The 25,396-nt window shown below is 37.2% G+C and carries 19 protein-coding genes; all 19 read left to right on the forward strand.

What is annotated here, in order from left to right:
- Nucleotides 1–252: 252 nt before the first annotated feature.
- The 19 genes from tilS (at nt 253) to ACEN33_RS07405 (ending at nt 24,895) form a co-directional block, all read left to right on the forward strand.
- The gene (gene tilS / locus ACEN33_RS07315) at nt 253–1,713 is read left to right on the forward strand and encodes a tRNA lysidine(34) synthetase TilS (protein WP_407090461.1); all 1,461 of its coding nucleotides are present in this window, start codon (nt 253–255) and stop codon (nt 1,711–1,713) included.
- 120 nt (nt 1,714–1,833) lie between these two features.
- Nucleotides 1,834–2,376: a hypoxanthine phosphoribosyltransferase gene (hpt, locus tag ACEN33_RS07320; RefSeq protein ID WP_338490008.1), complete on the forward strand. Its 543-nt coding sequence runs from the start codon at nt 1,834–1,836 to the stop codon at nt 2,374–2,376.
- Between the two features lie 102 nt (nt 2,377–2,478).
- Entirely contained in the window at nt 2,479–4,602 is a 2,124-nt protein-coding gene (gene ftsH / locus ACEN33_RS07325; protein ID WP_338490006.1) for an ATP-dependent zinc metalloprotease FtsH, read from the forward strand.
- A gap of 248 nt (nt 4,603–4,850) precedes the next feature.
- The gene (locus tag ACEN33_RS07330) at nt 4,851–6,386 is read left to right on the forward strand and encodes a class I adenylate-forming enzyme family protein (protein WP_407094804.1); all 1,536 of its coding nucleotides are present in this window, start codon (nt 4,851–4,853) and stop codon (nt 6,384–6,386) included.
- Nucleotides 6,387–6,699: 313 nt separating this feature from the next.
- On the forward strand, nt 6,700–7,905 hold the full coding sequence (locus ACEN33_RS07335) for an acyl-CoA dehydrogenase family protein (RefSeq protein WP_407090459.1): 1,206 nt from the start codon (nt 6,700–6,702) through the stop codon (nt 7,903–7,905).
- Between the two features lie 90 nt (nt 7,906–7,995).
- Nucleotides 7,996–10,254 (forward strand): 3-hydroxyacyl-CoA dehydrogenase NAD-binding domain-containing protein, encoded by a 2,259-nt coding sequence (locus ACEN33_RS07340; protein WP_407094805.1) that lies wholly within the window; start codon nt 7,996–7,998, stop codon nt 10,252–10,254.
- Between the two features lie 29 nt (nt 10,255–10,283).
- Complete coding sequence (locus tag ACEN33_RS07345; RefSeq protein WP_407090457.1) at nt 10,284–11,471, forward strand: thiolase family protein; 1,188 nt, start codon at nt 10,284–10,286, stop codon at nt 11,469–11,471.
- Nucleotides 11,472–11,508: 37 nt separating this feature from the next.
- Complete coding sequence (locus ACEN33_RS07350) at nt 11,509–12,294, forward strand: enoyl-CoA hydratase/isomerase family protein (protein ID WP_138405205.1); 786 nt, start codon at nt 11,509–11,511, stop codon at nt 12,292–12,294.
- Between the two features lie 66 nt (nt 12,295–12,360).
- A complete protein-coding gene (locus tag ACEN33_RS07355) occupies nt 12,361–13,308 on the forward strand; it encodes a LysR family transcriptional regulator (protein WP_407090455.1) in 948 nt (315 codons plus the stop codon).
- Between the two features lie 102 nt (nt 13,309–13,410).
- Nucleotides 13,411–14,382, forward strand: coding sequence for an NAD(P)H-dependent flavin oxidoreductase (locus ACEN33_RS07360; protein WP_407094806.1), 972 nt, complete (start codon nt 13,411–13,413; stop codon nt 14,380–14,382).
- A 94-nt stretch (nt 14,383–14,476) separates the two neighbouring features.
- The gene (locus tag ACEN33_RS07365; RefSeq protein WP_407094807.1) at nt 14,477–16,045 is read left to right on the forward strand and encodes an acyl CoA:acetate/3-ketoacid CoA transferase; all 1,569 of its coding nucleotides are present in this window, start codon (nt 14,477–14,479) and stop codon (nt 16,043–16,045) included.
- 204 nt (nt 16,046–16,249) lie between these two features.
- Nucleotides 16,250–17,125, forward strand: coding sequence for an Hsp33 family molecular chaperone HslO (hslO, locus tag ACEN33_RS07370; protein ID WP_407094808.1), 876 nt, complete (start codon nt 16,250–16,252; stop codon nt 17,123–17,125).
- Nucleotides 17,126–17,280: 155 nt separating this feature from the next.
- The gene (gene lysS / locus ACEN33_RS07375; RefSeq protein WP_407094812.1) at nt 17,281–18,726 is read left to right on the forward strand and encodes a lysine--tRNA ligase; all 1,446 of its coding nucleotides are present in this window, start codon (nt 17,281–17,283) and stop codon (nt 18,724–18,726) included.
- A 91-nt stretch (nt 18,727–18,817) separates the two neighbouring features.
- Nucleotides 18,818–19,105: a GNAT family N-acetyltransferase gene (locus ACEN33_RS07380; protein WP_197103620.1), complete on the forward strand. Its 288-nt coding sequence runs from the start codon at nt 18,818–18,820 to the stop codon at nt 19,103–19,105.
- Nucleotides 19,106–19,360: 255 nt separating this feature from the next.
- Nucleotides 19,361–19,771, forward strand: a complete 411-nt coding sequence (gene rpsL, locus ACEN33_RS07385) for a 30S ribosomal protein S12 (RefSeq protein WP_197103618.1) — start codon at nt 19,361–19,363, stop codon at nt 19,769–19,771.
- Between the two features lie 36 nt (nt 19,772–19,807).
- Complete coding sequence (gene rpsG, locus ACEN33_RS07390; protein ID WP_407094809.1) at nt 19,808–20,278, forward strand: 30S ribosomal protein S7; 471 nt, start codon at nt 19,808–19,810, stop codon at nt 20,276–20,278.
- A gap of 83 nt (nt 20,279–20,361) precedes the next feature.
- Nucleotides 20,362–22,443, forward strand: coding sequence for an elongation factor G (fusA, locus tag ACEN33_RS07395; RefSeq protein ID WP_407094810.1), 2,082 nt, complete (start codon nt 20,362–20,364; stop codon nt 22,441–22,443).
- Nucleotides 22,444–22,591: 148 nt separating this feature from the next.
- Nucleotides 22,592–23,776 (forward strand): elongation factor Tu, encoded by a 1,185-nt coding sequence (tuf, locus tag ACEN33_RS07400; protein ID WP_407094811.1) that lies wholly within the window; start codon nt 22,592–22,594, stop codon nt 23,774–23,776.
- A gap of 123 nt (nt 23,777–23,899) precedes the next feature.
- The gene (locus tag ACEN33_RS07405) at nt 23,900–24,895 is read left to right on the forward strand and encodes an aminotransferase class I/II-fold pyridoxal phosphate-dependent enzyme (RefSeq protein WP_407093879.1); all 996 of its coding nucleotides are present in this window, start codon (nt 23,900–23,902) and stop codon (nt 24,893–24,895) included.
- Nucleotides 24,896–25,396: the final 501 nt, after the last annotated feature.

A 25,396-nucleotide genomic window follows, 5' to 3' on the forward strand; every position in this document is an offset into this window, starting at 1 on the left:
GACACGGATTCACCGCGGCTTCCAACAAGCTGAAGCAGAGCTAGAAAAAATGTTTGAAAGATTAACAAATTAATAAATCGATTTTATAGAAGGAGTACTTCATTTACACATAATTATTGACACTCCCAGAGTTCCAAAAAAATAATGACGAAAGTTTAATACAATTAATGTATAGTTAATATATTTATTCTATACTTTATTTCTAATCGTGTTAAAATATACTTCGTTACTGAGAAAGCGAGGTGCTGATGAATGTGTGATTTATTATATAACGTCAAACAATTATTGAATGAATGGCCCGAATGGTTTAAGAGTAAGCGTATTTTACTTGCCGTCTCTGGAGGCATAGATTCAATGGTATTATTGACAATCATGCTTCAAATAAATGAACAATTACCAAAAGAAGAAAGAAAAGAAATAATTGTTGCCCACTTTAATCATCGATTAAGAGAAGAAAGTGACCAAGATGCCCAATTGGTAAAAGAGTACGCCCAAAAGTATAAGTTAACTTACTTTATTAGTCACTGGGACAAACCAGCTTCAGTGAATGTTGAAGCCAATGCGAGAGATGCTCGTTACCAATTCTTTGGAGATATCATGGTTAAGACAAATAGCGATACCTTAATGACAGCACATCATTTGAATGATTTAGGTGAAACCGTATTAATGCGTTTAATCCGAGGGACTTCCTTACGAGGTGTTCGCGGAATTCGCTCTAACTACCAACGTATATTGACTACTTCGACGAAATATTCGAAGTCTGTTCGTGTCTTAAGACCACTAAGTTCAACTAAAAAGGAAAAAATCATTGAATATGCTAAAGAACATCATATCCCTTATAATGAAGATCAAACGAATACGGATATGACTTATATGCGTAATCGTATGAGATATAAGATGTTGCCTTTTTTTGAAGAAGAAAATCCGCAGTTCTTATCTAATTTACTTCTTCTATCACAGCAGTTGGAGGCAAGCTATGATGCGCACTTCAAGCAGTATTTACAGAAAGAACCCGAACTGTTGATGCAATTGTCACAGGGACGATGGCTTTTATATGTCCCTAAGTTTCTAGAATTATCTGAGGATTTAATGCAAGTATACTTAGCTATTTTTTTGGAAGAAAGACTAATTCACCAAATTCAAACTTATAATAAAGCGGCTGTTAAGCAATTAGAACAACTCATTAGACAAACAGATGCTCCGAATATGTTGATTAATATAGCGAATAACTGGGTGGCATTAAGAGAATACGATTATATTTGGATACAACCTCAAGATTACGACAGTGAAGTAGCTAAGCAAAGTGAGATTAAGATTGAGCAGTTTAATCACTGGTACGAATTGAGTGAGAAAGAATTAGCGGGTGTATTTGATATTGATGCGATTGCGACAGATTTAAAGAAAAATCTGTATGTTGAAATACCTTTATCTTTAGCTGAAGGAAGACCAAGTATAACATTACGCCATCGAAAGAATGGAGACACGTTAACTTTGCGTCGACCGGATGGAACAAGTTATCATAAGAAAGTATCACGAATCATGATCGATCAAAAAATACCAAAATCAAAACGTGAAGATTATTGGGTTATTGAAAATAGTGAAGGGACGATACTAGGAATGTTGCCACCGATTAGTAAGGATAAAACTTACATTAATTTGGAAGAAAAGCAAACTCATGTATTTATATATCAAAAAAGCGAGAATATTTCTTGAAATTATGGTAACATTTACTTCATAACATCAATAATATGACGCTTTCGCTTTTATTTATAAGTAGAAGGATGAGAATCGGCGTTAAGAATAGATGATAATACAAAATAAAGGAGAAACTAAATGTTAGAACAAGACATAAAAGAAGTATTAGTAACCCGCGAGGAGATTCAAGAAACTGTGAATCGCTTAGGTGAACAGTTAACGAAAGAATATAAAGACAAAGAGGTTGTAGTTGTTGGAATACTACGTGGGGCTTCAATTTTTATGGCAGATATTGTTCGAGCAATGGATGTCTATTTAGAGATTGATTTCATGGATGTATCAAGTTACGGTGATGCATTTGAATCTTCTGGAGAAGTAAAAATCATTAAAGATTTAGACACACATCTAGAAGGACGTCACGTTCTAGTCGTGGAAGACATTATCGACACAGGTCGCACATTGAAGTACTTAGTGGATTTATTCAAATATCGTAAAGCTGCATCTGTTCAAGTATGTACGTTATTAGATAAACCAGAGCGCCGCGTAATGAAAGATATTATTCCAGATTACGTAGGCTTAGAGGTACCAGACGAATTCGTGGTTGGATACGGTCTTGACTTTGAACAAAAATATCGTAACTTACCATACATCGGTGTACTAAAACCTGAGATTTATCAATAATTTTAAATTCAATGAAAAAGCAATATTGTAGTGTAAATCCGCTCAATTATGCTATTATAACTAAGATACATAATAATATGTATGCAAGGAGGAGATAGATAAATGAATAATCGAAATCCAAACCCGAATCGTAATTTCTTTCGGGGAACTTTACCCTACATCCTAATATTTTTAGCGATTATTGGTATGTTTCAAGTATTCTCAGGTAACCTAGGTTATGCTGGGCAAACTGAAGAGATATCATCGTCTGAATTTATGAGTGAATTAGAAAGTGGAAACATTGAAACTTTTGAAATTCAAATCGGATCTGGGGCGTATTCAGTTCGTGGGGAATACCGAACGCCTAATGAAACTGTTGAGCAAGAGGAAGATAACTTTTTACAAGTTATACAAGGATCTAATGAAGTAAGTTTATTTGAAACAACTATTTTAGGTAATGATGCAACGTTGAATATGGTGACGGATGTTGCTTTAGAGAATGATACTACAATTCAAACAATTCCGGAATCAAGTGCAGGATTATGGTTAAGTTTCTTACCATTCTTAATCTTATTAATCCCGACATTCTTCTTAATTTATTCAATGACTCAACAAGGTTCTGCCGGCGGAAAAGGCGTGATGAACTTTGGAAAATCTAAATCAAAAGACGTTTCAAAACAAAAAGTCAAAGTACGTTTCTCTGATGTTGCAGGTGCAGAAGAAGAGAAACAAGAATTAGTTGAAGTGGTTGAGTTCTTAAAAGATCCAGATCGCTTTACAAAGTTAGGTGCGCGTATACCCGCTGGTGTTCTTTTAGAAGGGCCTCCTGGTACTGGTAAAACGTTACTAGCTAAAGCTGTTGCTGGTGAAGCAGGCGTTCCATTCTACAGTATCTCAGGTTCTGAATTCGTTGAGATGTTTGTCGGTGTTGGGGCGAGTCGTGTAAGAGACTTATTCGAAAATGCTAAGAAAAATGCACCATCGATTATCTTCATTGATGAGATTGATGCCGTAGGTCGTCAACGTGGAGCTGGTATGGGTGGAGGACACGATGAACGTGAACAAACACTTAACCAATTACTTGTTGAGATGGATGGTTTCGAAGGTAACGAAGGTATTATCGTTATGGCTGCAACTAACCGTTCTGATGTTTTAGACCCTGCTTTACTGCGTCCGGGTCGTTTTGATAGACAAATTCTAGTTGGTAACCCTGATGTTAAAGGGCGTGAAGAAATCTTATTAGTTCACTCACGTAACAAGCAATTAGCTAATGATGTAGATTTAAAAGTAATCGCACAACAAACACCAGGTTTCTCTGGTGCGGATTTAGAAAACTTACTAAACGAAGCGGCTTTAATTGCTGCTCGTGTTGATCATACATCTATCCATGCAGAAGATATTGATGAAGCACATGACCGTGTCATTGCTGGACCAGCTAAAACAAACCGTGAAATGTCAGTGAAACAACGCGAAACCGTTGCTTATCACGAAGCAGGACACACAATTGTTGGTATGGTATTAAGCGATGCGCGTGTCGTTCATAAAGTAACAATCGTTCCTCGTGGACGTGCAGGTGGATATGCAATTATGCTTCCTAAAGAAGATCAATATATCATTACTGAGAAAGAATTATACGAACAAGTTGTTGGTTTACTTGGAGGACGTGCTGCTGAAGAGATTGTGTTTAATCACCAATCAACTGGGGCAAGTAATGACTTCCAACAAGCGACTCAAATTGTTCGTTCAATGATTACAGAATATGGTATGTCTGAAAAATTAGGAACTGTTCAATATGAAGGGAATCAAAAACCTTTTGCTGGCCGTCAATATGGTCAAAGTGTGACATATTCTGAACAAATTGCTTATGAAATCGACTCAGAAATTCGTCGTATTACAGACAAAGCGTTAACTGATGCACATAATATTATTAATGAACACCGTGAACAGTTGAATACTATTGCTGAAAAGTTATTAGAAATCGAAACATTAGATCAAAGAGCGATCAAATCTTTATTCGAAACAGGCGAAATGCCTGCGCCTGAAGATACAGATTCAAAGGATAAACCAGAATTACCAGATGAACCTGATAGCTTCAAAGATGCGAAAGAAAAAGCAAAAGATGATGAAAATCATTCAGATGTTTATGATCGTGCTGAAGAAGAGACAACTTATGTTGAACCAGATGAAGTACCATCTGATGACACAGAAGAAAGAAATTCTCACATTAATCAAGACAGAGATTTATAATTCATGAAAGAAATCGATTATCCATTTTGGATAGTCGATTTTTTTGTTTTTTCAATTTAGAAATATGTTAATAAAAAGACTGATATGTTGGGGTTTCTAACGAAAGAATGTGGGGAAATTGAGAGTGAAACACATATAAAAATTTATAATAAGCAATAAAACACTAGACAAATCGATTATCTTTAGTAAAATGAAAGTAACAAAAAATGATAGCGTTTACAAATTTAAAGTCTAAGGAGAATAAGACAATGAATTTGGATTGGATAAAAACGCGTGCGATTGACACACCTGACAAGGTGGCTGTAATTGATCCTATTAAACAAACGGAATTTACTTATGAACAACTAAATCAACGTGCTGAAATGTTAGCACGACATTTAGTGGAGAATGAAGGAGTTAAACGAGGAGACCGTATTGGTACCTTTGTCCCGAATGATATTGCCATTATTGATTTTCTGTTGGCTGCGATAAAAATTGGGGCTGTTTTTGTTCCACTTAATTGGAGATTAAAACCGATCGAAATTGGAAAAGTAGTTAAAGATGCTGGTTTAGAATATATCGTTTACGCAACTAATCATCTTGAACGACTGACTGAAGTTCCGCAGGAATTTATTAAATACAATGTTGATGGACCGGAATATAATGAAATCGTGAATCTTGAGAATTATACACCATTTGAGAGTGTTAATTTAGACTTACAAGATATCGCTATGTTAATTTATACAAGTGGATCAACAGGGAGACCTAAAGGTGTTATACACACGCATGAAAGTTATTTAAATAATAGTTTTAATCAAAACTTATCTTGGAATATGACGAGTGATTGGAAAACAATTGCGAGTGCGCCTATGTTCCATATCTTAGGTTTTATTGATATTGTTATCCCAATGTTAATGGTAGGTGGAACGGTTGTATTAGAAAGATACTTCAATCATGAGACGATTAATGATTGGATTGTAAAGTATGAACCGACGGTTTTAGTTTTAATTCCAACGATGTATTATGCAATTATTGCTCATCCGGAATTTAAACCTGAGAATGTTATGAATATTGAGTTGCTTGTGTCAGGAGGATCACCGCCATTACCAGCGGTACAAAAAGTATTCCAACAAATGGGTAAAATTATAATTAATGCCTATGGTTTAACTGAAGCACCATTATTAACATTTAATAAATACGAATACGCGGTGAACAACCCACAATCTATTGGTCAAGCGCTAATGTTTGTCGATGCGAAAATTGTCAATGAAGATTTAGAGGAAGTTCCAGTGGGAGACATTGGTGAATTAATCGTTAAAGGTAAAAATGTTACCCCAGGCTATTGGAATTTACCAGAAGAGAATGAAAAAGCCTTTCATAATGGCTTCTTTAGAACCGGAGACATGGGCTTTATTAATGAATTAGGTGAAATAACGATTGTTAACCGCCTGAAAGAATTAATTATTACAGGTGGAGAAAACGTGCTACCATCAGAAGTCGAATCTATTCTAAGTCAACATCCTCTCATTCGTTCAGCAATTGTCTTAGGATATGAACATCCTAAATTTGGTGAATCTGTATCTGCGGCTATCATGCTGAATAAAGAAGCCCTCGGTTCAGATAATTACAGAGAAGTCTTAGATGAATACTGCTTGAAAAACCTTGCAGGTTATAAAGTACCAAAACTATACTTAGAGATTGATGAAATTCCAGTAAACTCTGTTGGAAAGCCAGATCGTCTAGAACTAGGGAAGATGATGAATGACTATGCAAAATCAACAATAACTGATGAATTGAATATTTAAGGTTGAAGTCCCGGCTGAATAGTCGGGATTTTTTTATGCTGTCTATTAAGTTTACATAATACACAATGATAAACTTCCGCTCAGGACAGCCGTTTACCCATGTAGTTCTTATGAAAGTTATTAGTTGTGCTAATAACTCAACCGTTTAAATGAGCAAAAATAATAATACGCTTCTTTATTAAGCATTCTAATGTATAAGATAAGGTTCCGTTATTTCACGGGGTCTAATTAACAGCGTATTATATGAATTGTAAACGTTATCATTTTTGTGTAAGTAATACATGTTATTGAAAATTTTAGGAGGCAATTAAAAATGGACAACAGAAAAGAAGTATTAAAACAATTATTCCCTGAGGATATTTTAAACATTAGCGAAGGTTTAACAGATGGAGAAGTTGAGTTTTTAAGACAGTTAGTGGAGCTGCTAGAAACAAAGTATCGTCCAGTAGTTAATCAAGCTTGGGTTGATGCTGAAGTGCCAGAAGGATTTTTTGAAGATATCGGTAAATTAGGATACTATACAAACCCCTTATTATTCGAAGGGCGAGAAGGTAAGAAACAAACGAGTCAATTATTCCAATTTTTCTTCGCCTTTGCTATGTCGAGATTCGACGTATCATTAAACACTTTAATGGGAGTTCACTCAGGATTAGGGTTTAATTCTTTCTTATTTGGAGGTAGTCCAGAGCAAGTTCAAAAATATGTCCCTAAATTAGCGAGTCATGAATTACGTACTTGCTTCGCTTTAACAGAACCTGATCATGGATCTGACGTTGCGTGGGGTTTAGATACGACAGCACGTCGTGAAGGTGACAAATGGATTCTTAATGGAGCTAAACGTTGGATTGGTGGGGCATCAGTCGCTGACTTAATCCCAGTTTATGCAAGAGACGAAGAAACAAACAAACCAAAATGCTTTATCGTCAAAGCAGGTCAAGAAGGATTAGATATTGACGTTATTGAAAATAAAATTGCACTTCGTATTGTACCAAACGCAAATATTCACTTAAAAGATGTCGTAGTTGATGAAAGTGATCGTCTACAAAACATCAATAGTTTCAAGGATATTGCTAAAGTTCTTTACTCAACTCGTGCAGGCGTAGCTTTCATGGCGACAGGAGCGATGGCAGGTGCACTTCAAGCAACCCTTAAATATGTAACTGAACGTAAACAATTTGGAAAAGACATCTCAAATTACCAATTAGTTCAAGAGAAATTAGCGATGATGCAAGCAAACGTAACATCTGCAATGGCCCTTTGTTCACAAATTGCTCGCCAACAAGAGAATGGTGACTACAATGAAATCGTTACTTCAGTAGGTAAGATGATTAATGCTCTTCGCTTACGTGAGACTGTAGCAATGGGTCGTGGAATTTGTGGGGGGAACGGAATTGTTGTCGATTACGATATCGCAAGATTCTTCTCTGATGCAGAAGCTGTTTATACATATGAGGGTACACACGAAATTAATGCCTTAGTAATTGGACGAGCAATGACTGGACAATCAGCATTTAACTAATATTTATCAAGTGACAGTCATTTCCAAACAAATTTGGAAATGGCTGAGTCACTTTTAAAGTAAAACGATATATTTTGGAGGGAAATAATAATGACAATTAGAAAAGCAACCGTATTAGGTGCAGGTGTCATGGGAAGTCAAATTGCAGCCCTACTTGTAAATGCAGGGATTAAAGTGCAATTATTAGACGTTGTAATTGACGAAGAAGATCGTAATAAACTATCTAAAGCGGGTTATGACAGAATTACAAACAAAAAGAAATCGATGTTATATGATTTAAATTTCGAAGGGAACTTATCTTATGGAAATTTTGCTGATGATTTAGTGGAACCATCAGATTCAGATATCTTTATTGAAGCTGTTAAAGAAGATATTAAAATCAAGCACGATATTTGGACAAAGATTAAACAGGTCGCTAAAGAAGAAGCAATTCTAGCAACAAATACATCTGGAATCCCAATTGAAGCAATTGCTAAAGTGTTCGAAAGCGGCGAACAAGAACGTTTCTTAGGGATGCATTTCTTCAATCCACCGCGCTATATGAAATTATTAGAAATTATTCCAACGAAGAATACATCTGAAGAAACGGTAGAAGTAGTTAAACAATTCTCAGAAGATGTCTTAGGAAAGGGTGTTGTGATTGCTAATGATGTCCCAGCCTTTATCGCCAATAGAACAGGAACACATGCGATGGCAGACATTATGTACCGTGCAGAGCGTAACGGCTTATCAATTGTTGAGGTGGATGCTTTAACAGGTAAAGCAATTGGAAGACCTCGAACAGGAACTTATGGTTTATCAGACTTAGTCGGAAATGATATTGCTGCCTTTGTTGTAGGTGGATTAATGAAAGATCCTAGTGAGCAACCTTACTTCAACAATTCATCGCTTTTACCAAAACTATTAGAAAAAGGAGCTTTGGGAAATAAAGCAGGTTATGGATTCTACAAAAAAGAAGGACGTAAACGTCTAGTATTAGATCCCGAAACTATGGAGTACGTCGAGCCAAGCAAACCTCAATTAGAAATATTATCTCATTTTGGACGTGACTTAAAAGAAAACTTAGATGTTATCTTTAATGCAGAAGACAAAGCGGGTAAATTCTTATGGAAAACTTTGAGAAGCACATTTTTCTATGCGGCAAATAATGTTCCTAAAGCGGCAAAAGATTATAAAGACATTGATCGTGCAATGGTTTGGGGCTTTAACTGGAAAGTCGGACCTTTCCAACTGTGGGATTTAATGGGCTTTGACCGTGTGAAAGAAAGAATCCAAGCAGAAGTAGGGGAATTACCTGAATGGGTAGCAAATAGAACAGAAAGCTTCTATAAGGAAGGCGAAGTACTTGAAAATATTACACCGATTGAAGATCGTATAGAGAAAGAAATTTGGAAAGATGACGATACAACATTAAGTGTAATAAACACGGATCAATTATTATTCAAGTTCCAGACACCAAACAACACCATTGATGAAGGATTAACAAAAGGGCTGATAAAAGCTGTAGACGAGTTAGAGTCAGGTCATTATTCTGGAATGGTTATTTACTCGGATGGACCACATTTTAGTCCGGGAGCTAACTTGAATATGATGAAGAAAGCTATAGAACTCGAGGAAGTCGATACTTTAATAGGTAAAACAATAAGCGAGTTACATGAAGCAGTGAACCGCGTTCGCTACAGTAGTAAACCGATTGTTACAGCAGTTAGAGGACGCGCTTTAGGTGGTGGAGCCGAACTAATGTTAGCCTCTCCTTATGTTGTAGCAGCGGCAGAAAGTTATATCGGTTTAGTTGAAGTCGGTGTAGGACTTATTCCTGGTGGCGGCGGCCTAGCAGAATTAACAGAACGCGTGATGACTCGAGACGAGCAAAAAGCAAGTAAGATGAAGACTTTAGGTGCAGTTATTACACGTATTGCATCTGGAGATGTTTCAATGAGTGCTTATGAAGCCCGTCGTAAATATTACTTAAGAGGGTCAGATGACATTATTATGAATGCGGATAAAGTTGTGGACGTAGCCATTGAGAAATTAACTTATTTAACTAAAGTAAATTACATTCAAAGAACAAAAGTTAACTTCCCAGCCTTAGGAACAAACTTTAAAGCAGTGGTCGAAGGGCAATTAGATTCAATGCGCCTAGGACACTTTATTAGTGATTATGACATGGAGTTAGGACTTGCGATTGCAGATGTAATGACAGGTGGAGAGCTCCCAGAAGGAACCTATGTTAATCAAGAATGGTTACAACATCTTGAGAAACAACATTTCCTAAAATTAAGTAAAAATCAAAAGACATTCGAACGAATTTCGCATATGTTACAAGCGCGCAAACCGTTAAGAAATTAATACGGAAACTTGAAAGGAATGAATTAATTATGCAAGATGCTTATATCGTTGCTTATGGACGTTCGGCTATTGGAAAAGGAAAAGCGAATGGAACCCTTGCCAACGACCGTCCAGATGATATTGCAGCTGAAGTATTAAAGGGTGTCATCGATCGTGTTGATGGCGACTTTGATCCAGCGCTTATCGAAGATGTGATTGTTGGTTGTGCCTTCCCAGAAGGAATTCAAGGTATGAATTTTGCTCGTACGATTGCTTTAAGAGCAGGATTACCTTACTCTGTTGCAGGACAGACAGTGAACCGTTACTGCTCATCAGGATTACAAACGATTGCCATTGCTGCAAATGCCATTATGGCTGGTCAATCAGAAGTATTGGTAGCAGGTGGAGTTGAGTTCATGAGTTCAGTCCCAATGGGAGGCAATGAAGTAACAAACAACCCTACACTACAAGCAGAAGATTCAGGTGTTTCGTATCCAATGGGACTCACTGCTGAAAATGTCGCAACTAAATATAATGTCACTCGAGAAGATCAGGATGAATTTGGAGTGCAAAGTCATCAACGTGCACATGCTGCACAAACAGAAGGACGCTTTGATGATGAAATCATCCCCGTAACAACACATAAAGTTGAATACACAAAAAATGGACCTCAAGTTAAAGAGGTAAAATTCGACAAAGATGAAGGAATTCGTCCAGAATCAACAACTGAAACTTTAGGGAAACTAAGAACAATCTTTAAAGCAGACGGATCTGTCACTGCAGGAACATCATCGCAAGTAAGTGACGGCGCAAGTTTTGTTGTCATCATGTCAGGCGAAAAGGTAAAAGAATTAGGCATGAAGCCAATCGCCCGCTTTGTTGGTTATAAAGCTGTAGGAGTCGATCCGAAATATATGGGGATCGGACCAGCCTATGCTATTCCAGAAGTTTTAGAATTAACGGGCTTAAAACTAGAAGATTTGGACTTAATCGAATTAAACGAAGCCTTTGCTTCTCAAGCGCTAGCTTCAATTCGTGAATTAGGAATAAACACAAATATTACAAACGTTAACGGAGGAGCAATTGCTTTAGGACATCCACTGGGTGCAACCGGAGCCGTGCTGACATCACGCTTATTAGCCGAGATGGGTAAACGTAAAGGTTCGAAATATGGAATGGTATCAATGTGTATCGGAGCCGGTATGGGTGCTGCAGGTATTTTTGAATATATTCATTAGTACTAAACCTTAATCAATGAAAGTAAGGAGATAAGTAATGTATCAAACGATTCTATACACAATAGAGAACCAAGTCGCGACCGTTACAATTAATCGAGAAGAGTATGGAAATGCTTTTTCAGAAACGACGTATCAAGAAATTATTGATGTAATGGCAGATATCGATCAAAATCCAGAAGTAAAGGCGGTTATCTTAACAGGTGCAGGAAAGTATTTCTGTGCAGGAGGAGATGTTAAATACTTCCAACACCTCATTGATACCGGACAAGGAATACCAGAAGACGGTGTCCTTAAAACAGGAGAAATGGTTCGAAGTATCCGACAAAATTCAAAACCCGTGATTGCAGCCATTAATGGTGTGGCTGCAGGAGCAGGCTTAGGACTCGCATTATCATGTGATTTCATTGTGATGGGGACTCAGAGTCGCTTACTTACGGCGTTTATTAATATGGCTTTCCCGGGAGATACTGGTTTGATGTACAATTTACAACAAGCTTTAGGATCATACCGAACGATGAAACATATTATGTTGAATGAACCGATTGATGCGGAATTGGCAGTCGAATATGGCCTCGCTTATAGTAAAGTTGCAGATGAAGATTTACTTGATGAAGCCCAAGCATTAGCTCAAAAGCTAGCTCATGGGCCGACTCAAACAATAGCGCACCAAAAAGCATTATTAGCGAGTATCTTATATCCTCAAATGGATGATACGAACCTTTTAGAAGCGAAGTATATGAGGGCTAGTTCGTTAAGTGATGATCATTCTGAAGCGGTTGCAGCATTTTTAAGTAAAAGGCAACCAAAATTCAAAGGAAATTAGTATTGCTGTGATACACTGTAAGCATACAATACTATCCAGATATATTAAGAATTTGAGGTGCTTAGAATGATGGAAATTAGTCAAATGCAATATTTTGTAGAAATTGTTCAATCAGATTGTAACCTGACTGTCGCGGCTGAGAATTTATATGTTTCTCAGTCAGCGTTGAGTCAGTTTATTAAAAACTTTGAACATCAACAGGGAGTTTCTTTATTCAATCGAAAAAATGGGCGAATTGTGAATGTTTCTGATTCTGGAATGCATGTGTATCAATCAGCATTAAAAGTATTAAATCAATATAATGGACTTGAACATGTCATTGAAAGAGAATCTTTATTCCAAAAAGGGACGATAAAAATTGGGATTCACCCAACGTATTTACGTTTTTTCTTTAATAAGTTTATACCTCGCTTTCTGATAGAGAATCCAGATGCACATATCGAAATTGTTGAAGCAGGCACGAATGAATTACAACAGATGCTAGAAGATAATGTTATTCATATCGCAGTTCTAGCACCGCCGAAAGATTTTAATACGTCAAAATATGAAGTACATCCCTTAGTTCGAACTGAAGTGGTCGCCTTTATGGGACCAGATCATCCACTCGTTACAAAACGTTTACTAAAATGGAACCACTTAGACAGCTATCATTATGTAACCTATAACAAAAAAGATGCCGTCTATTATTTTGTAGAAGACAAATTAAAAGAAAATAACAGTACAGCAAAGCAATTATTTACCTCAAGTTCTTGGGATTATATGATAGAAACAGTGATCTACAACGAATTAATCGCTCTTTTACCGACAGTTTACTTTAGTATGTTTATTTCAAGACTAAACCAAATGGGTGTAGTAGAAAAGCGTTTTGAGGATCCAATTCCGTATATCCCGACATTAATGCGAGAGAAGAAGAAGCATTATTCTAAAGTGGAAGATTTTGTTTTTCAATCTATATATAATAATTTCCATTTTGAAAATGATACATTAAAATACGATTTTTTATTAGATGATTAGATATGAGCTAGGAACGGGTAACAAAACTTAACAGGAAATAGTTTGTTATTTGTTTGAAATCATCGCTCTATCATCATCGAAAAATGAAGGAGAGATGATTCGATGCAAACAAGAGTCACTGAACTATTAAATATTAAGTACCCAATTATTCAAGGAGCCATGCAATATATGTCGCTAGCGGAGTTAGCTTCAGCGGTATCTAATGCAGAGGGATTAGGAATTGTTCCAGCGATGGCTTTTCCAGATGTTGATGCCTTGCGAGAAGAAATTCAAAAAGTGCGCAGTTTAACTGATAAGCCTTTTGCCTTTAATATTTCTTTAGTGCCAGAAGTTGTGATGCCAGCGGTCATTAATGATTATATTCAAGTATTAATTGAAGAAAAGGTACCGGTTGTTGAAACCTCAGGACAAAGACCGGACAAATTCATTAAACCACTGAAAGATGCAGGCATTATTGTCATCCATAAAGTAACGTCAATTCGACACGCTTTAGCGGCTCAATCCGATGGCGCGGATATCATTACAATGGTTGGAGCAGAAGGCGGTGGACATCCAGGCTTAGATCAAGTCAGTGGTCAAATCCTTTGGGCAAAAGCAGCTGAAGAATTGGATGTACCTGTTCTTGCAGCTGGAGGGATTGTTGATGGTAAGAGTATGTATGCTGCCATGGCATTAGGAGTGGACGGTGTGTTAATGTCCACTCGGTTCCTAGCGACGCCTGAAGTGAATGCATCTGATGCTTATCGCCAAGCCCTATTATCCGTTCCAGAGTATGGGACAGTCTTAACAATGAAGTCACTTCGCAATGCGATGCGCGTCGCTAATAATAAGATGGCTCAAGATATTCTTAAAGCAGAAGCGAATGGAGCGACTTTAGAAGAGTTGATGCCATTAATTTCAGGTAGACGCTCTTATGAAGCGATGAAAGATGGGGATATCGATGGTTCACAGTTAAGTATGGGACAAGGTATTGGTCGAATCCATGAGATTAAACCGGTATCAGATATCTTCACTGAAATGCTCAAAGACTTTAATCAAGTGCACACACGTATGACACAATTAAATTCAAATTAAGCGAATTAAAGGTCAACTAAATAAAAATTCATTGAGTAGACTGAGTGGCAACCACTGAGTCTACTTTTTTAACAACAATTTAAGAGGTGTATAGATGGATACAAAAGAAATATCAGTAAAAGATGTCATGCAATATGTTCCAGATCAAGCTCAGCTTGCAACGACGACATATGGTTTAGGAGGTATGCCAGAAGAGCTATTAAAAGAACTGGGTGCCTACTACAAAAAACATCAACATCCAAAAGATGTTACTTTAATGGCTGTGGCTGGAATAAGTCGTGGCGAAGGAACAGGTATGGATTACTTGCTTGAACCCGGCTTGTTAAAGCGTTTTATCGGAACGCACATGAGTGGGGCGCCTTTATCAGCAAAAGCTGCTCTAGCAAATCAGTATGAATTGTATATGCTCCCACAAGGAATCATTGGTAAACTCTACCGAGATGCAGCAGCGAAAGGGCCGGGTGTGTGGAGTAAAGTTGGTATTGGAACGTTTGTAGATCCTCGCCAAGAGGGTGGGCGCATTAATGACCGTGCAAAAGCAGCCGAAGAATTGGTAGAAGTTACTAAAGTAAAGGGGGAAGAATGGTTGTATTTTAAACCTTTACCCATCAATGTGTCTTTTATCAAAGCGACCTATGCAGATCCTAAAGGAAACTTATCATTTATTCATGAGCCTTTGAAACTCGAAGCACTCACACTTGCGATGGCAGCAAAGAACGCGGGTGGAATTGTCATTGCTCAAGTTGAGGACGTCGTAGCAACTGGAACGCTCCCAGCTAAAGAAGTTGACGTACCAGGTGTACTCGTTGATTATGTTGTAAAAGCTAAACCAGAATACCATCAACAAACCTTTATGACCCAGTATAGTCCGCTCTTATCCAATGAAATTAGAACACCAAAAGTGAAGAGGCGGAAGTTACCCCTAGATAACAAAACAGTGATCGCAAGACGGGCGGTGCGAGAGTTAAAGCCAAACAGTTTTATCAATATTGGCGTTGGAATGGCAGATAAAGTGTCACGGTTAATTAATGAAGCCGATCTATTAGATCAGTTCACTCTGAACACAGACTTAGGTGCAATCGGTGGAATGACAGCCTCAGATTATAATTATGGTACGAATTACAATGCAGATGCGATTATCAATACCTTAGATATGTTTGATTATTATCACGGGGGCGGCGTAGATACAACTGTGTTGGGCTTTGGTCAGATGGATGCTAATGGGAATATGAATACTACACAAATTGGAGATATGCTCATTGGTCCAGGTGGTATGATTGATATTTCAGCAAGTGCTTCAAAAATAATCTTTATTGGAACCTTTACAGTTAAAGGGGAAACTAGCGTAGAGAATGGACAACTAGTCATTGATCACGCAGGTGTCGATAAGAAGTTTAAATCAGACTTGTCATATATTACTTTCTCAAGTAAAGAAGCCATTGCTAATGGCAAAGAAATCATCATTGTAACGGACAGAGCTGTATTTGAAATTAATAAAGATTCAAAACTTGTGCTAACTGAAATTGCTCAAGGACTGGACTTAGAAAAAGATATCTTAGATTGGATGGAGTTTGAACCTCTGATTTCAGACAAACTGAAAAAGATTGACTCAAGTTACTACAGTAAATCATGGAATTTAAGAGACTATATAAAAAATAAATAGAACAAAGCTCTTACAAGTGAAAACTTGGAGAGCTTTGTTCTATTCTGTGTGTATTTTCACTGACTTGGTGGTAAGATATGTGAAAGTGAGAAAAGACCTTTTGATGATGATTTCACTAAAGAATGTGTGGTATTATATGTTAGTTGAAAATAAAAAGGTAATACATTACAATGCAACATGGAATTTTCATGGAGGAATGAACATATGACTGATAAATTATTACGTGCGCTTGCCTTTGATGGGCAAGTTAAAGTGTATGTAATTGATGCGAAAAATACAGTTGAAGAAGCAAGAAGACGTCACGATACTTGGCGCACTGCAACAGCTGCATTAGGGAGAACGTTAATTGGGACGGCCTTACTCGCTGCGAATTTAAAAGGGAATGACCAAATAACTGCAGATATCACAGGGGAAGGACCAATAGGTCGAATCCTAGTGACAAGTGATGCAAAAATGAACTTGAGAGGTTTTGTAAATAACCCACAAGTTGCCTTAGATTCAAATGAAGAAGGCAAAATTGATGTCAAAGGTGCCGTAGGCTTACCAGGGTTCTTAAAAGTTAGTAAACAAATTGAAAACTACGAACCTTACACAGGCCAAGTGGCATTAATCAGTGGGGAGCTTGCAGAAGACTTTACCTATTATATGGCGGTGTCAGAACAAACGCCTTCATCTATTGGACTAAGTGTTTTAGTTGATAAAGGGGATATTGTTGCACAAGCCGGCGGCTTTATGATTCAAGTCATGCCAGGGGCAACAGAAGAAACCATCTCTGCTTTAGAAGACAAAATTAATAACTTAGGTAGAGTATCTGATTTGTTAAATAGTGGCTTAACAGTAGAACAGCTATTAGATAGATTGGTTGGCGAAGGTAATTCTAAGATTTTAGATTATTTAGATGTCCGCTTTAACTGTCATTGTTCGAAGGAACGTTTCTCTGATGGAATTAAATTATTAGGTAAGGATGATATTCAAGCAATGATTGACGAAGATCATGGCGCAGAAGTAGTCTGTCATTACTGTAATGAAGCCTATCAGTTTAGTGAAGAGGAATTGCTTGCCTTGGTAGAAGAAGCTTAGTTTAGATTATTAAGACAAGCATTGTATTTGTTTGTTAGATGTGCTTTAATTTTTAAGAGAAGTAATAAAGTAAATGAGGAGTGAATAACGTGAGTGATAATCAAGAACAAACACATGAAGAGTTAAATGACCAACTACTAGTTCGTCGTGAAAAGATGACTTCAATGTTAGAATCAGATAGCGTCAACCCATTTGATGCTGGTTTTACAAGAACACACTATTCAGTAGATATCGTAAGTGAATTTGATCACCTTACTAAAGAAGAATTATCAGAAGCTGAAAAAATTAACGTAAAAGTTGCAGGCCGTATAGTGTCTAAACGTGGTAAAGGAAAAGCAGGATTTGCCCATATCCAAGACATGAAAGGACGTATCCAACTTTATGTACGTAAAGATATGATTGGTGAAGAAAGTTACGATTGGTACAAACAAGCTGACTTGGGGGATATCGTTGGTGTTGAAGGATATTTATTTAAGACAAATACGGGCGAATTATCTGTTCGTGCAACGTCATTCACTCCTTTAACAAAAGCATTACGTCCATTACCAGATAAATATCATGGTTTAGCAAATATTGAACAACGCTACCGTCAACGATACTTAGACTTAATTAGTAATGATGAGAGTTGTGAACGTTTTGTGAACCGATCTAAAATCATCTCAGAAATCCGTCGTTATTTAGATGACAATGATTATATGGAAGTTGAAACACCGGTTTTACATAATATCGCAGGTGGAGCAAATGCCAGACCATTTATTACACACCATAACGCCTTAGATATGGAATTATATTTACGAATCGCTTTAGAATTACATCTAAAACGTCTTGTAGTTGGTGGCTTTGAGAAAGTTTACGAAATTGGGCGTGTATTCCGTAATGAGGGTGTGGATACAACACATAACCCTGAATTTACTATGTTAGAAGTATATACTGCATACAGTATCTTTACGGATATCATGGATTTAACAGAATCATTAATTAAACATGTGGCTAATAAAGTATTAGGCTCTGGTGTATTGGTATATGACGATCAAACGATTGATTTAGAATCAGAATGGCGTCGTGTTCATATGGTAGATATTATTAAAGAAATTACTGGCGTTGATTTCTGGCAAGAAATGTCTTTTGAAGAAGCAAAAGCTTTAGCTAAAGAACACCATGTAACTGTCAACGACCATGACACAACTGTTGGACATATTATCAACAACTTCTTTGAAGATAAATGTGAAGATACAATTGTTCAACCAACATTTGTATTTGGACATCCAGTAGAGATATCACCATTGGCGCGTAAAAACCAAGAAGATCCAAGATTTACAGATCGTTTCGAATTATTTATCGCGGGCCATGAATATGGGAATGCCTTTACTGAGTTAACTGACCCAGTAGACCAACGTGAGCGTTTTGAAGCTCAAATGGAAGAGAAAGATCAAGGAAACGACGAAGCGCATCCAGTGGATGAAGATTTCTTAGAGTCATTAGAATACGGTATGCCGCCAACAGGTGGGTTAGGAATCGGAATTGACCGTCTAGTTATGCTGTTAACAAACGCGCAATCTATTCGTGATGTATTATTATTCCCAACTTTACGTAACAACTAATAACACCTAGACTATTCGCTTCAAGCATTAAATTTAATTAAATCATCTAACCATGGTAAACTATTTATATAGACGTCAAGGAGGCGATTTAATGGAGTTTAAAAGAGAAGGTAACGCAATTGTATATCGTGACGAAGCAGATAAGTTATTAGCGGAAATTACGTTTCCACCAAGCTCATCAAACGACCAAGTGGTAGTCGCTGATCATACTTTTACAGACCCCGCATTAAGAGGACAAGGAATTGCAGGTAAACTTTTAGATGAATTAGTATCAGAAATGGACAAAGAAGGTAAGAAAATCAAAGCGACTTGTCCATATGTTGTGAGAAAATTCAAAGAAGAACCTGAAAAGTATGACTTTATCAACGCTGATAAATAACATATTTCCGACTATTTGTTTAAAATTAACAAATAGTCGGTTTTTTTTGAAAAAAATGCTCAAGACTATTGACGAAAGTAAATCCACATGATACTATACCTAAGGTGTTTTAATGACAGATTCCTGGTCAACAGTCGTGCTGACTGCTTTAAAACTCTTATCTTAAGCAACTGAAAAGTTGTTTATTGAATTTTACTATAAAATGACACACTTGGATGTGTGGACTAAGAAAAGAAGACGGGAGGAGGACAATTCATGCCTACAATTAATCAATTAGTTAATAAACCACGTAAGTCTAAAACGACTAAATCGAACTCTCCAGCTTTAAACGTTGGATATAACAGTTATAAACGTACTTCAACAACTACTATGTCACCACAAAAACGTGGTGTATGTACTCGTGTTGGTACTATGACACCTAAAAAACCTAACTCGGCGTTACGTAAATACGCGCGTGTTCGTTTATCAAACTTAATGGAAGTTACAGCATACATTCCAGGAGAAGGACACAACTTACAAGAACATAGTGTTGTGTTAATCCGTGGAGGACGTGTAAAAGACTTACCAGGGGTACGTTACCACATCGTTCGTGGAGCGTTAGATACAGCTGGTGTTACTGAACGTCGTCAAAGTCGTTCTAAATATGGAACTAAAAAACCTAAATAAATAAAAAAATAATTCCTTATGAAAGGAGGAGTTTGAATGCCTCGTAAAGGTAATGTAGCAAAACGTGAAGTTTTAGCAGATCCAATTTACAATTCAAAATTAGTTACACGTACAATTAACCGTATCATGGTTGATGGTAAACGTGGAAAAGCTTCTAAAATCTTATATTCAGCTTTCGATATTATTCGTGAAGAAACAGGTCAAGAGCCATTAGAAGTCTTCGAACAAGCAATCGAAAATATTATGCCATTGTTAGAAGTTAAAGCTCGTCGTGTCGGAGGTTCTAACTATCAAGTTCCTATTGAAGTTCGTCCAGAACGTCGTTATACTTTAGCTATCCGCTGGTTAACTCAATACTCACGTTTACGTGGGGAGAAAAGGATGGAAACACGTCTTGCGCGTGAAATAATGGACGCAGCTAATAATACAGGTGCTTCTGTTAAGAAACGTGAAGACATGCACAAAATGGCTGAAGCCAATAAAGCCTTCGCGCACTTCCGCTGGTAGAAATTGGTTGGCTGTTTTATGCAAAGATTTGCATAGGCGATTAACAATTACTCATTATATATTTGAAAGAGGGGTAAAATAGTATGGCAAAGAGAGAATTTTCTCTTGATAAAACGCGTAACATCGGAATCATGGCCCATATTGATGCAGGGAAAACGACAACTACTGAGCGTATCCTTTACTATACAGGACGTATTCACAAAATTGGTGAAACTCATGATGGTGGATCACAAATGGACTGGATGGAGCAAGAACAAGAGCGTGGTATTACAATTACATCTGCAGCTACAACTGCACAATGGAATGAGCACCGCGTAAACATTATTGATACTCCAGGTCACGTGGACTTTACCGTAGAGGTAGAACGTTCATTACGTGTACTTGATGGTGCAGTAACTGTATTAGATGCTCAATCAGGTGTAGAACCTCAAACTGAAACAGTTTGGCGTCAAGCTACAACTTACGGTGTTCCTCGTATTGTATATATCAATAAGATGGATAAACTTGGTGCTGATTTCTTAAACGCGACTGAAACTCTTCACGAACGTTTAGATGCAAATGCTCACCCTGTTCAATTACCAATTGGTGCAGAAGATGACTTTAACGGAATCATCGACTTAATTGACATGAAAGCATACCACTATCATGATGATTTAGGTGAAGACGTTGAAGAAATTGAAATCCCTGATGACATGAAAGAATTAGCTGACACATGGCGTACAAACTTAATTGAAGCTATCGCTGATTTAGATGAAGACATTATGATGTCTTACCTAGAAGGTGAAGAAATCGATGTTGCAACTCTTAAAGAGGCAATCCGTAAAGCGACAGTTGCGGTTGAGTTCTACCCAGTTTATGTTGGTTCTTCATTCAAGAACAAAGGGGTACAATTATTACTAGACGGTGTTGTTGATTTCTTACCATCACCACTAGAAGTACCACCAATTATCGGTACTATTCCAGGAACAGAAGATACTTTAGAACATCATGCTGATGATTCAGAAGACTTTGCTGCTTTAGCATTCAAGGTTATGACTGACCCATTCGTAGGACGTCTAACATTCTTCCGTGTATATTCTGGTACATTAGCTGCCGGTTCATACGTTCTAAATGCGACTAAAGACAACCGTGAACGTGTTGGTCGTATCTTACAAATGCACGCTAACTCACGTGAAGAAATCCCAGAAGTATTCTCAGGAGATATCGCTGCTGCGGTAGGTCTTAAAAATACAACAACTGGTGATACTTTATGTGCTGAGAATGCGCCAGTGATTCTTGAATCAATGGAATTCCCAGAGCCAGTTATTAACGTTGCAATTGAACCTGAGTCAAAAGCTGACCAAGACAAAATGTCTGCTGCTCTTGCTAAGTTAGCTGAAGAAGATCCAACTTTCCGTGCGACAACTGATCACGAAACTGGACAAACAATCATCGCTGGTATGGGTGAGTTACACTTAGATATCATCGTTGACCGTCTAAAACGTGAATTTAAAGTTTCTGCAAGTGTTGGTGCACCACAAGTTTCATACCGTGAAACTTTCCGTACAGCTACAAAAGCAGAAGGTAAATTCGTTCGTCAATCAGGTGGTAAAGGACAATTCGGACACGTTTGGATTGAATTCACACCTAACGAAGAAGGTGCCGGATACGAATTTGAGGACGCAATTGTTGGTGGGGCAGTTCCTCGTGAATACATCCCAGCAGTAGATGCAGGACTTAAAGACGCAATGGAAAACGGTGTATTAGCAGGATTTGAATTAATCGACGTTAAAGCTAAGCTTTACGATGGTTCTTACCATGATGTCGATTCTTCTGAGACTGCCTTCAAAGTTGCTGCTTCATTAGCATTACGTGAAGCTGCTAAGAAAGCTGATCCAGCAATCTTAGAACCAATGATGTTAGTAGAAGTTACAGTTCCTGAAGAATACTTAGGTGATGTAATGGGACACGTGAACTCAAGACGTGGACGCATCGAAGGTACAACTGCTCGTGGTAACGCACAAATCGTTCGAGGATTCATTCCTTTAGCAGAAATGTTCGGTTACGCGACAACATTACGTTCATCTACTCAAGGTCGTGGTACATTTACAATGCAATTCGACCACTATGAAGCTGTTCCAAAATCAATTCAAGAAGAAATCATCGAGAAACATAGCGGTAGATAATCTGCTTTATAACTAAGCAGAAAGCTTGCTATAAACGTGAATATGTGGAGGTAAATGGTTGAATTTACCTTCCTTTCACGGTATAATCATTTTGATAGATTAGGAAATAATCTATAATAGGTTACATATATTTTAGGAGGATTAAATAATGGGAAAAGAAAAATTTGAACGTACGAAACCCCATGTTAATATTGGGACTTTAGGTCACGTTGACCACGGTAAAACAACTACTTCTGCTGCAATCGCAACAGTTTTAGCTAAAAATGGTTTTGGTGTAGCACAAGATTATGCTTCAATCGATAACGCACCTGAAGAAAAAGAACGTGGAATCACAATCAATACTTCACATATTGAGTATGAAACTGCTAACCGTCACTACGCACATATCGATGCGCCAGGACACGCGGACTACGTTAAAAACATGATCACTGGTGCTGCTCAAATGGACGGTGCTATCTTAGTAGTATCTGCTGCTGACGGACCAATGCCACAAACTCGTGAGCATATCTTATTATCACGTCAAGTTGGTGTGCCTCACTTCGTAGTATTCTTAAACAAAGCTGATATGGTTGATGATGAAGAGTTATTAGAACTTGTTGAATTAGAAGTTCGTGACTTATTATCAGAATATGATTACCCAGGAGACGATGTTCCTGTAATCGTTGGTTCTGCATTAAAAGCTTTAGAAGGCGACGCTGAAAACGAAGCTAAAATCTTAGAATTAATGGAAGCTGTAGATACATTCATTCCAGAACCAGCTCGTGAAATCGACAAACCATTCATGATGCCGGTTGAGGATGTATTCTCAATTACTGGTCGTGGTACAGTTGCTACTGGTCGTGTAGAACGTGGACAAGTTAAAGTAGGTGACGAAGTTGAAATCGTTGGTATCAAAGATACTCAAAAAACTACTGTAACTGGTGTTGAGATGTTCCGTAAAATGTTAGATTACGCTGAAGCGGGAGATAACATTGGTGCATTATTACGTGGTGTGACACGTGATGACATCGAACGTGGACAAGTTTTAGCTCAACCAGGTTCAATTACACCACATACTAAATTCTCTGCTGAGATTTATGTATTATCTAAAGAAGAGGGTGGACGTCATACTCCATTCTTCGATAACTACCGCCCACAATTCTACTTTACTACAACTGACGTTACAGGAATCATCGAATTACCAGAAGGAACTGAAATGGTAATGCCTGGTGACAACGTAACTATCTCTGTAGAATTAATTCACCCAATCGCTATGGAAGATGGAACTCGTTTCTCTATCCGTGAAGGTGGACGTACTGTTGGTGCCGGAACTGTTACTTCAATCGAACAATAATTCCAAACCACAATTAAACACCCCTTATGGGGTGTTTTTTTATACAGATTTTTAAATTCATTAGATTTCAATTAAAATTATTAGTGTTATAATAGAATATATTTCAAGAAACGAGGTTGAATTATGATTATAATGAACAGAAATACAAGTCCAATTTCACCGATTAAAAAAGAATATATGGATGAAGTATATAATAGAACAGTATTTCAAGATTATCCGGATGTTGAATTAGGACAATTGAAAGCTATTTACGCTAAAGATAATAATTTAAATGTAGATGAAATTGAATTGGCTAGTGGTGCAGATGAGTGGATCCAGAAAACCTTTATCACTTTAGGTCAAAAAGGTATTATGACAATCACTCCAGATTTCTTTATGTATAAAGATTATGCTGAGCAACTACAATTACCTTTTTATGAGGTAGAGAGCGAAGTGGATTATTCATTTGATTTTGACAAGATAGTTAAAGCAATTTATAAGAAAAAACCGTCTTTATTCATACTATCTAATCCTCATAATCCAACGGGATTGATGTTCAAAGAAGATGAATTACAAGCAATTGCGGATGCGATGGAAGCAATGCATGGATATTTTGTCATCGACGAAGCATATATTGAATTCGGTAAAGAATATGCACGCCCAGATGGTGAGCATGTATTAATTATTCGTACTTTAAGTAAAATATACGGATTGGCTGGCTTAAGAATTGGAATTATTATTGCCAAAGGGGAGACTTACGATAAAGTTACTCGAATTAATCACCCTTATCCTTTAGATCACGTAGGGATGAATTTAGCGAGTATCTTTTTAGAAGATAAAGCATGGGTCAAGGAATACGCCAATTATCAATTAGAGGCTCGTGATATGCTAGTTGGAGCCTTTAAGCAAGTAAATCATGTGATGAGTGTGAATGATAGTTACACCAACTTTGTATTTACCTATGGAGATAGAGCACTGAGTTTAGGTCGCTTTCTAGAAGAGAATGGTTTTTCGGGCCGATTTTATGAAGAAGATAACTTAAAAGAGACAGTCCGTTACTCGATTATTAAGCACGAAGATTATCCTAGATTAAATGGACTTATTGAAGAATGGCTAAAAATTCAAACCATAAAAAAATAATATAAGCACATAAAACTGGTCTAGTGGTGGATATTCAGAAATATTATGCATAAATCATTGCAATTAAAATGATTAAAGTATATTATGATTATATTAGAAAATGATTAAAGGAAAGAGAGAGCTATGCATAACTTACAAAATAATAACATTATTATTATTATTAAGACCAGGACTTGAACCTTAGATTAAAAATCTAACGTGTTCCAGTCCTATTCGTGTAAGCTATGAATGGGTCTTGAGTAATAGTCATCCATTCATTGAATGGATGACTATTTTTTTGTTTGATCAGGAAAGAAGTGATGAGCCATAGACAATGACATTTCAGATATTATAAACATTACATTTTTTACAATCCCTTATCATTCAAACAATACACCTGAACAATTCATACTTTTCGTTGAAACATGTGCCAACTGCCTAACGGCAGCTTAAATTTACTTTTTCATTTTCACCTGTTAAGTGATGAAAAAAGAACCCCATTCTGATATTGTAAAGGTGTCT

It is taken from the genome of Ruoffia sp. FAM 24228, from assembly GCF_045528575.1.
In the GTDB taxonomy this organism is placed as follows: domain Bacteria; phylum Bacillota; class Bacilli; order Lactobacillales; family Aerococcaceae; genus Ruoffia; species Ruoffia halotolerans.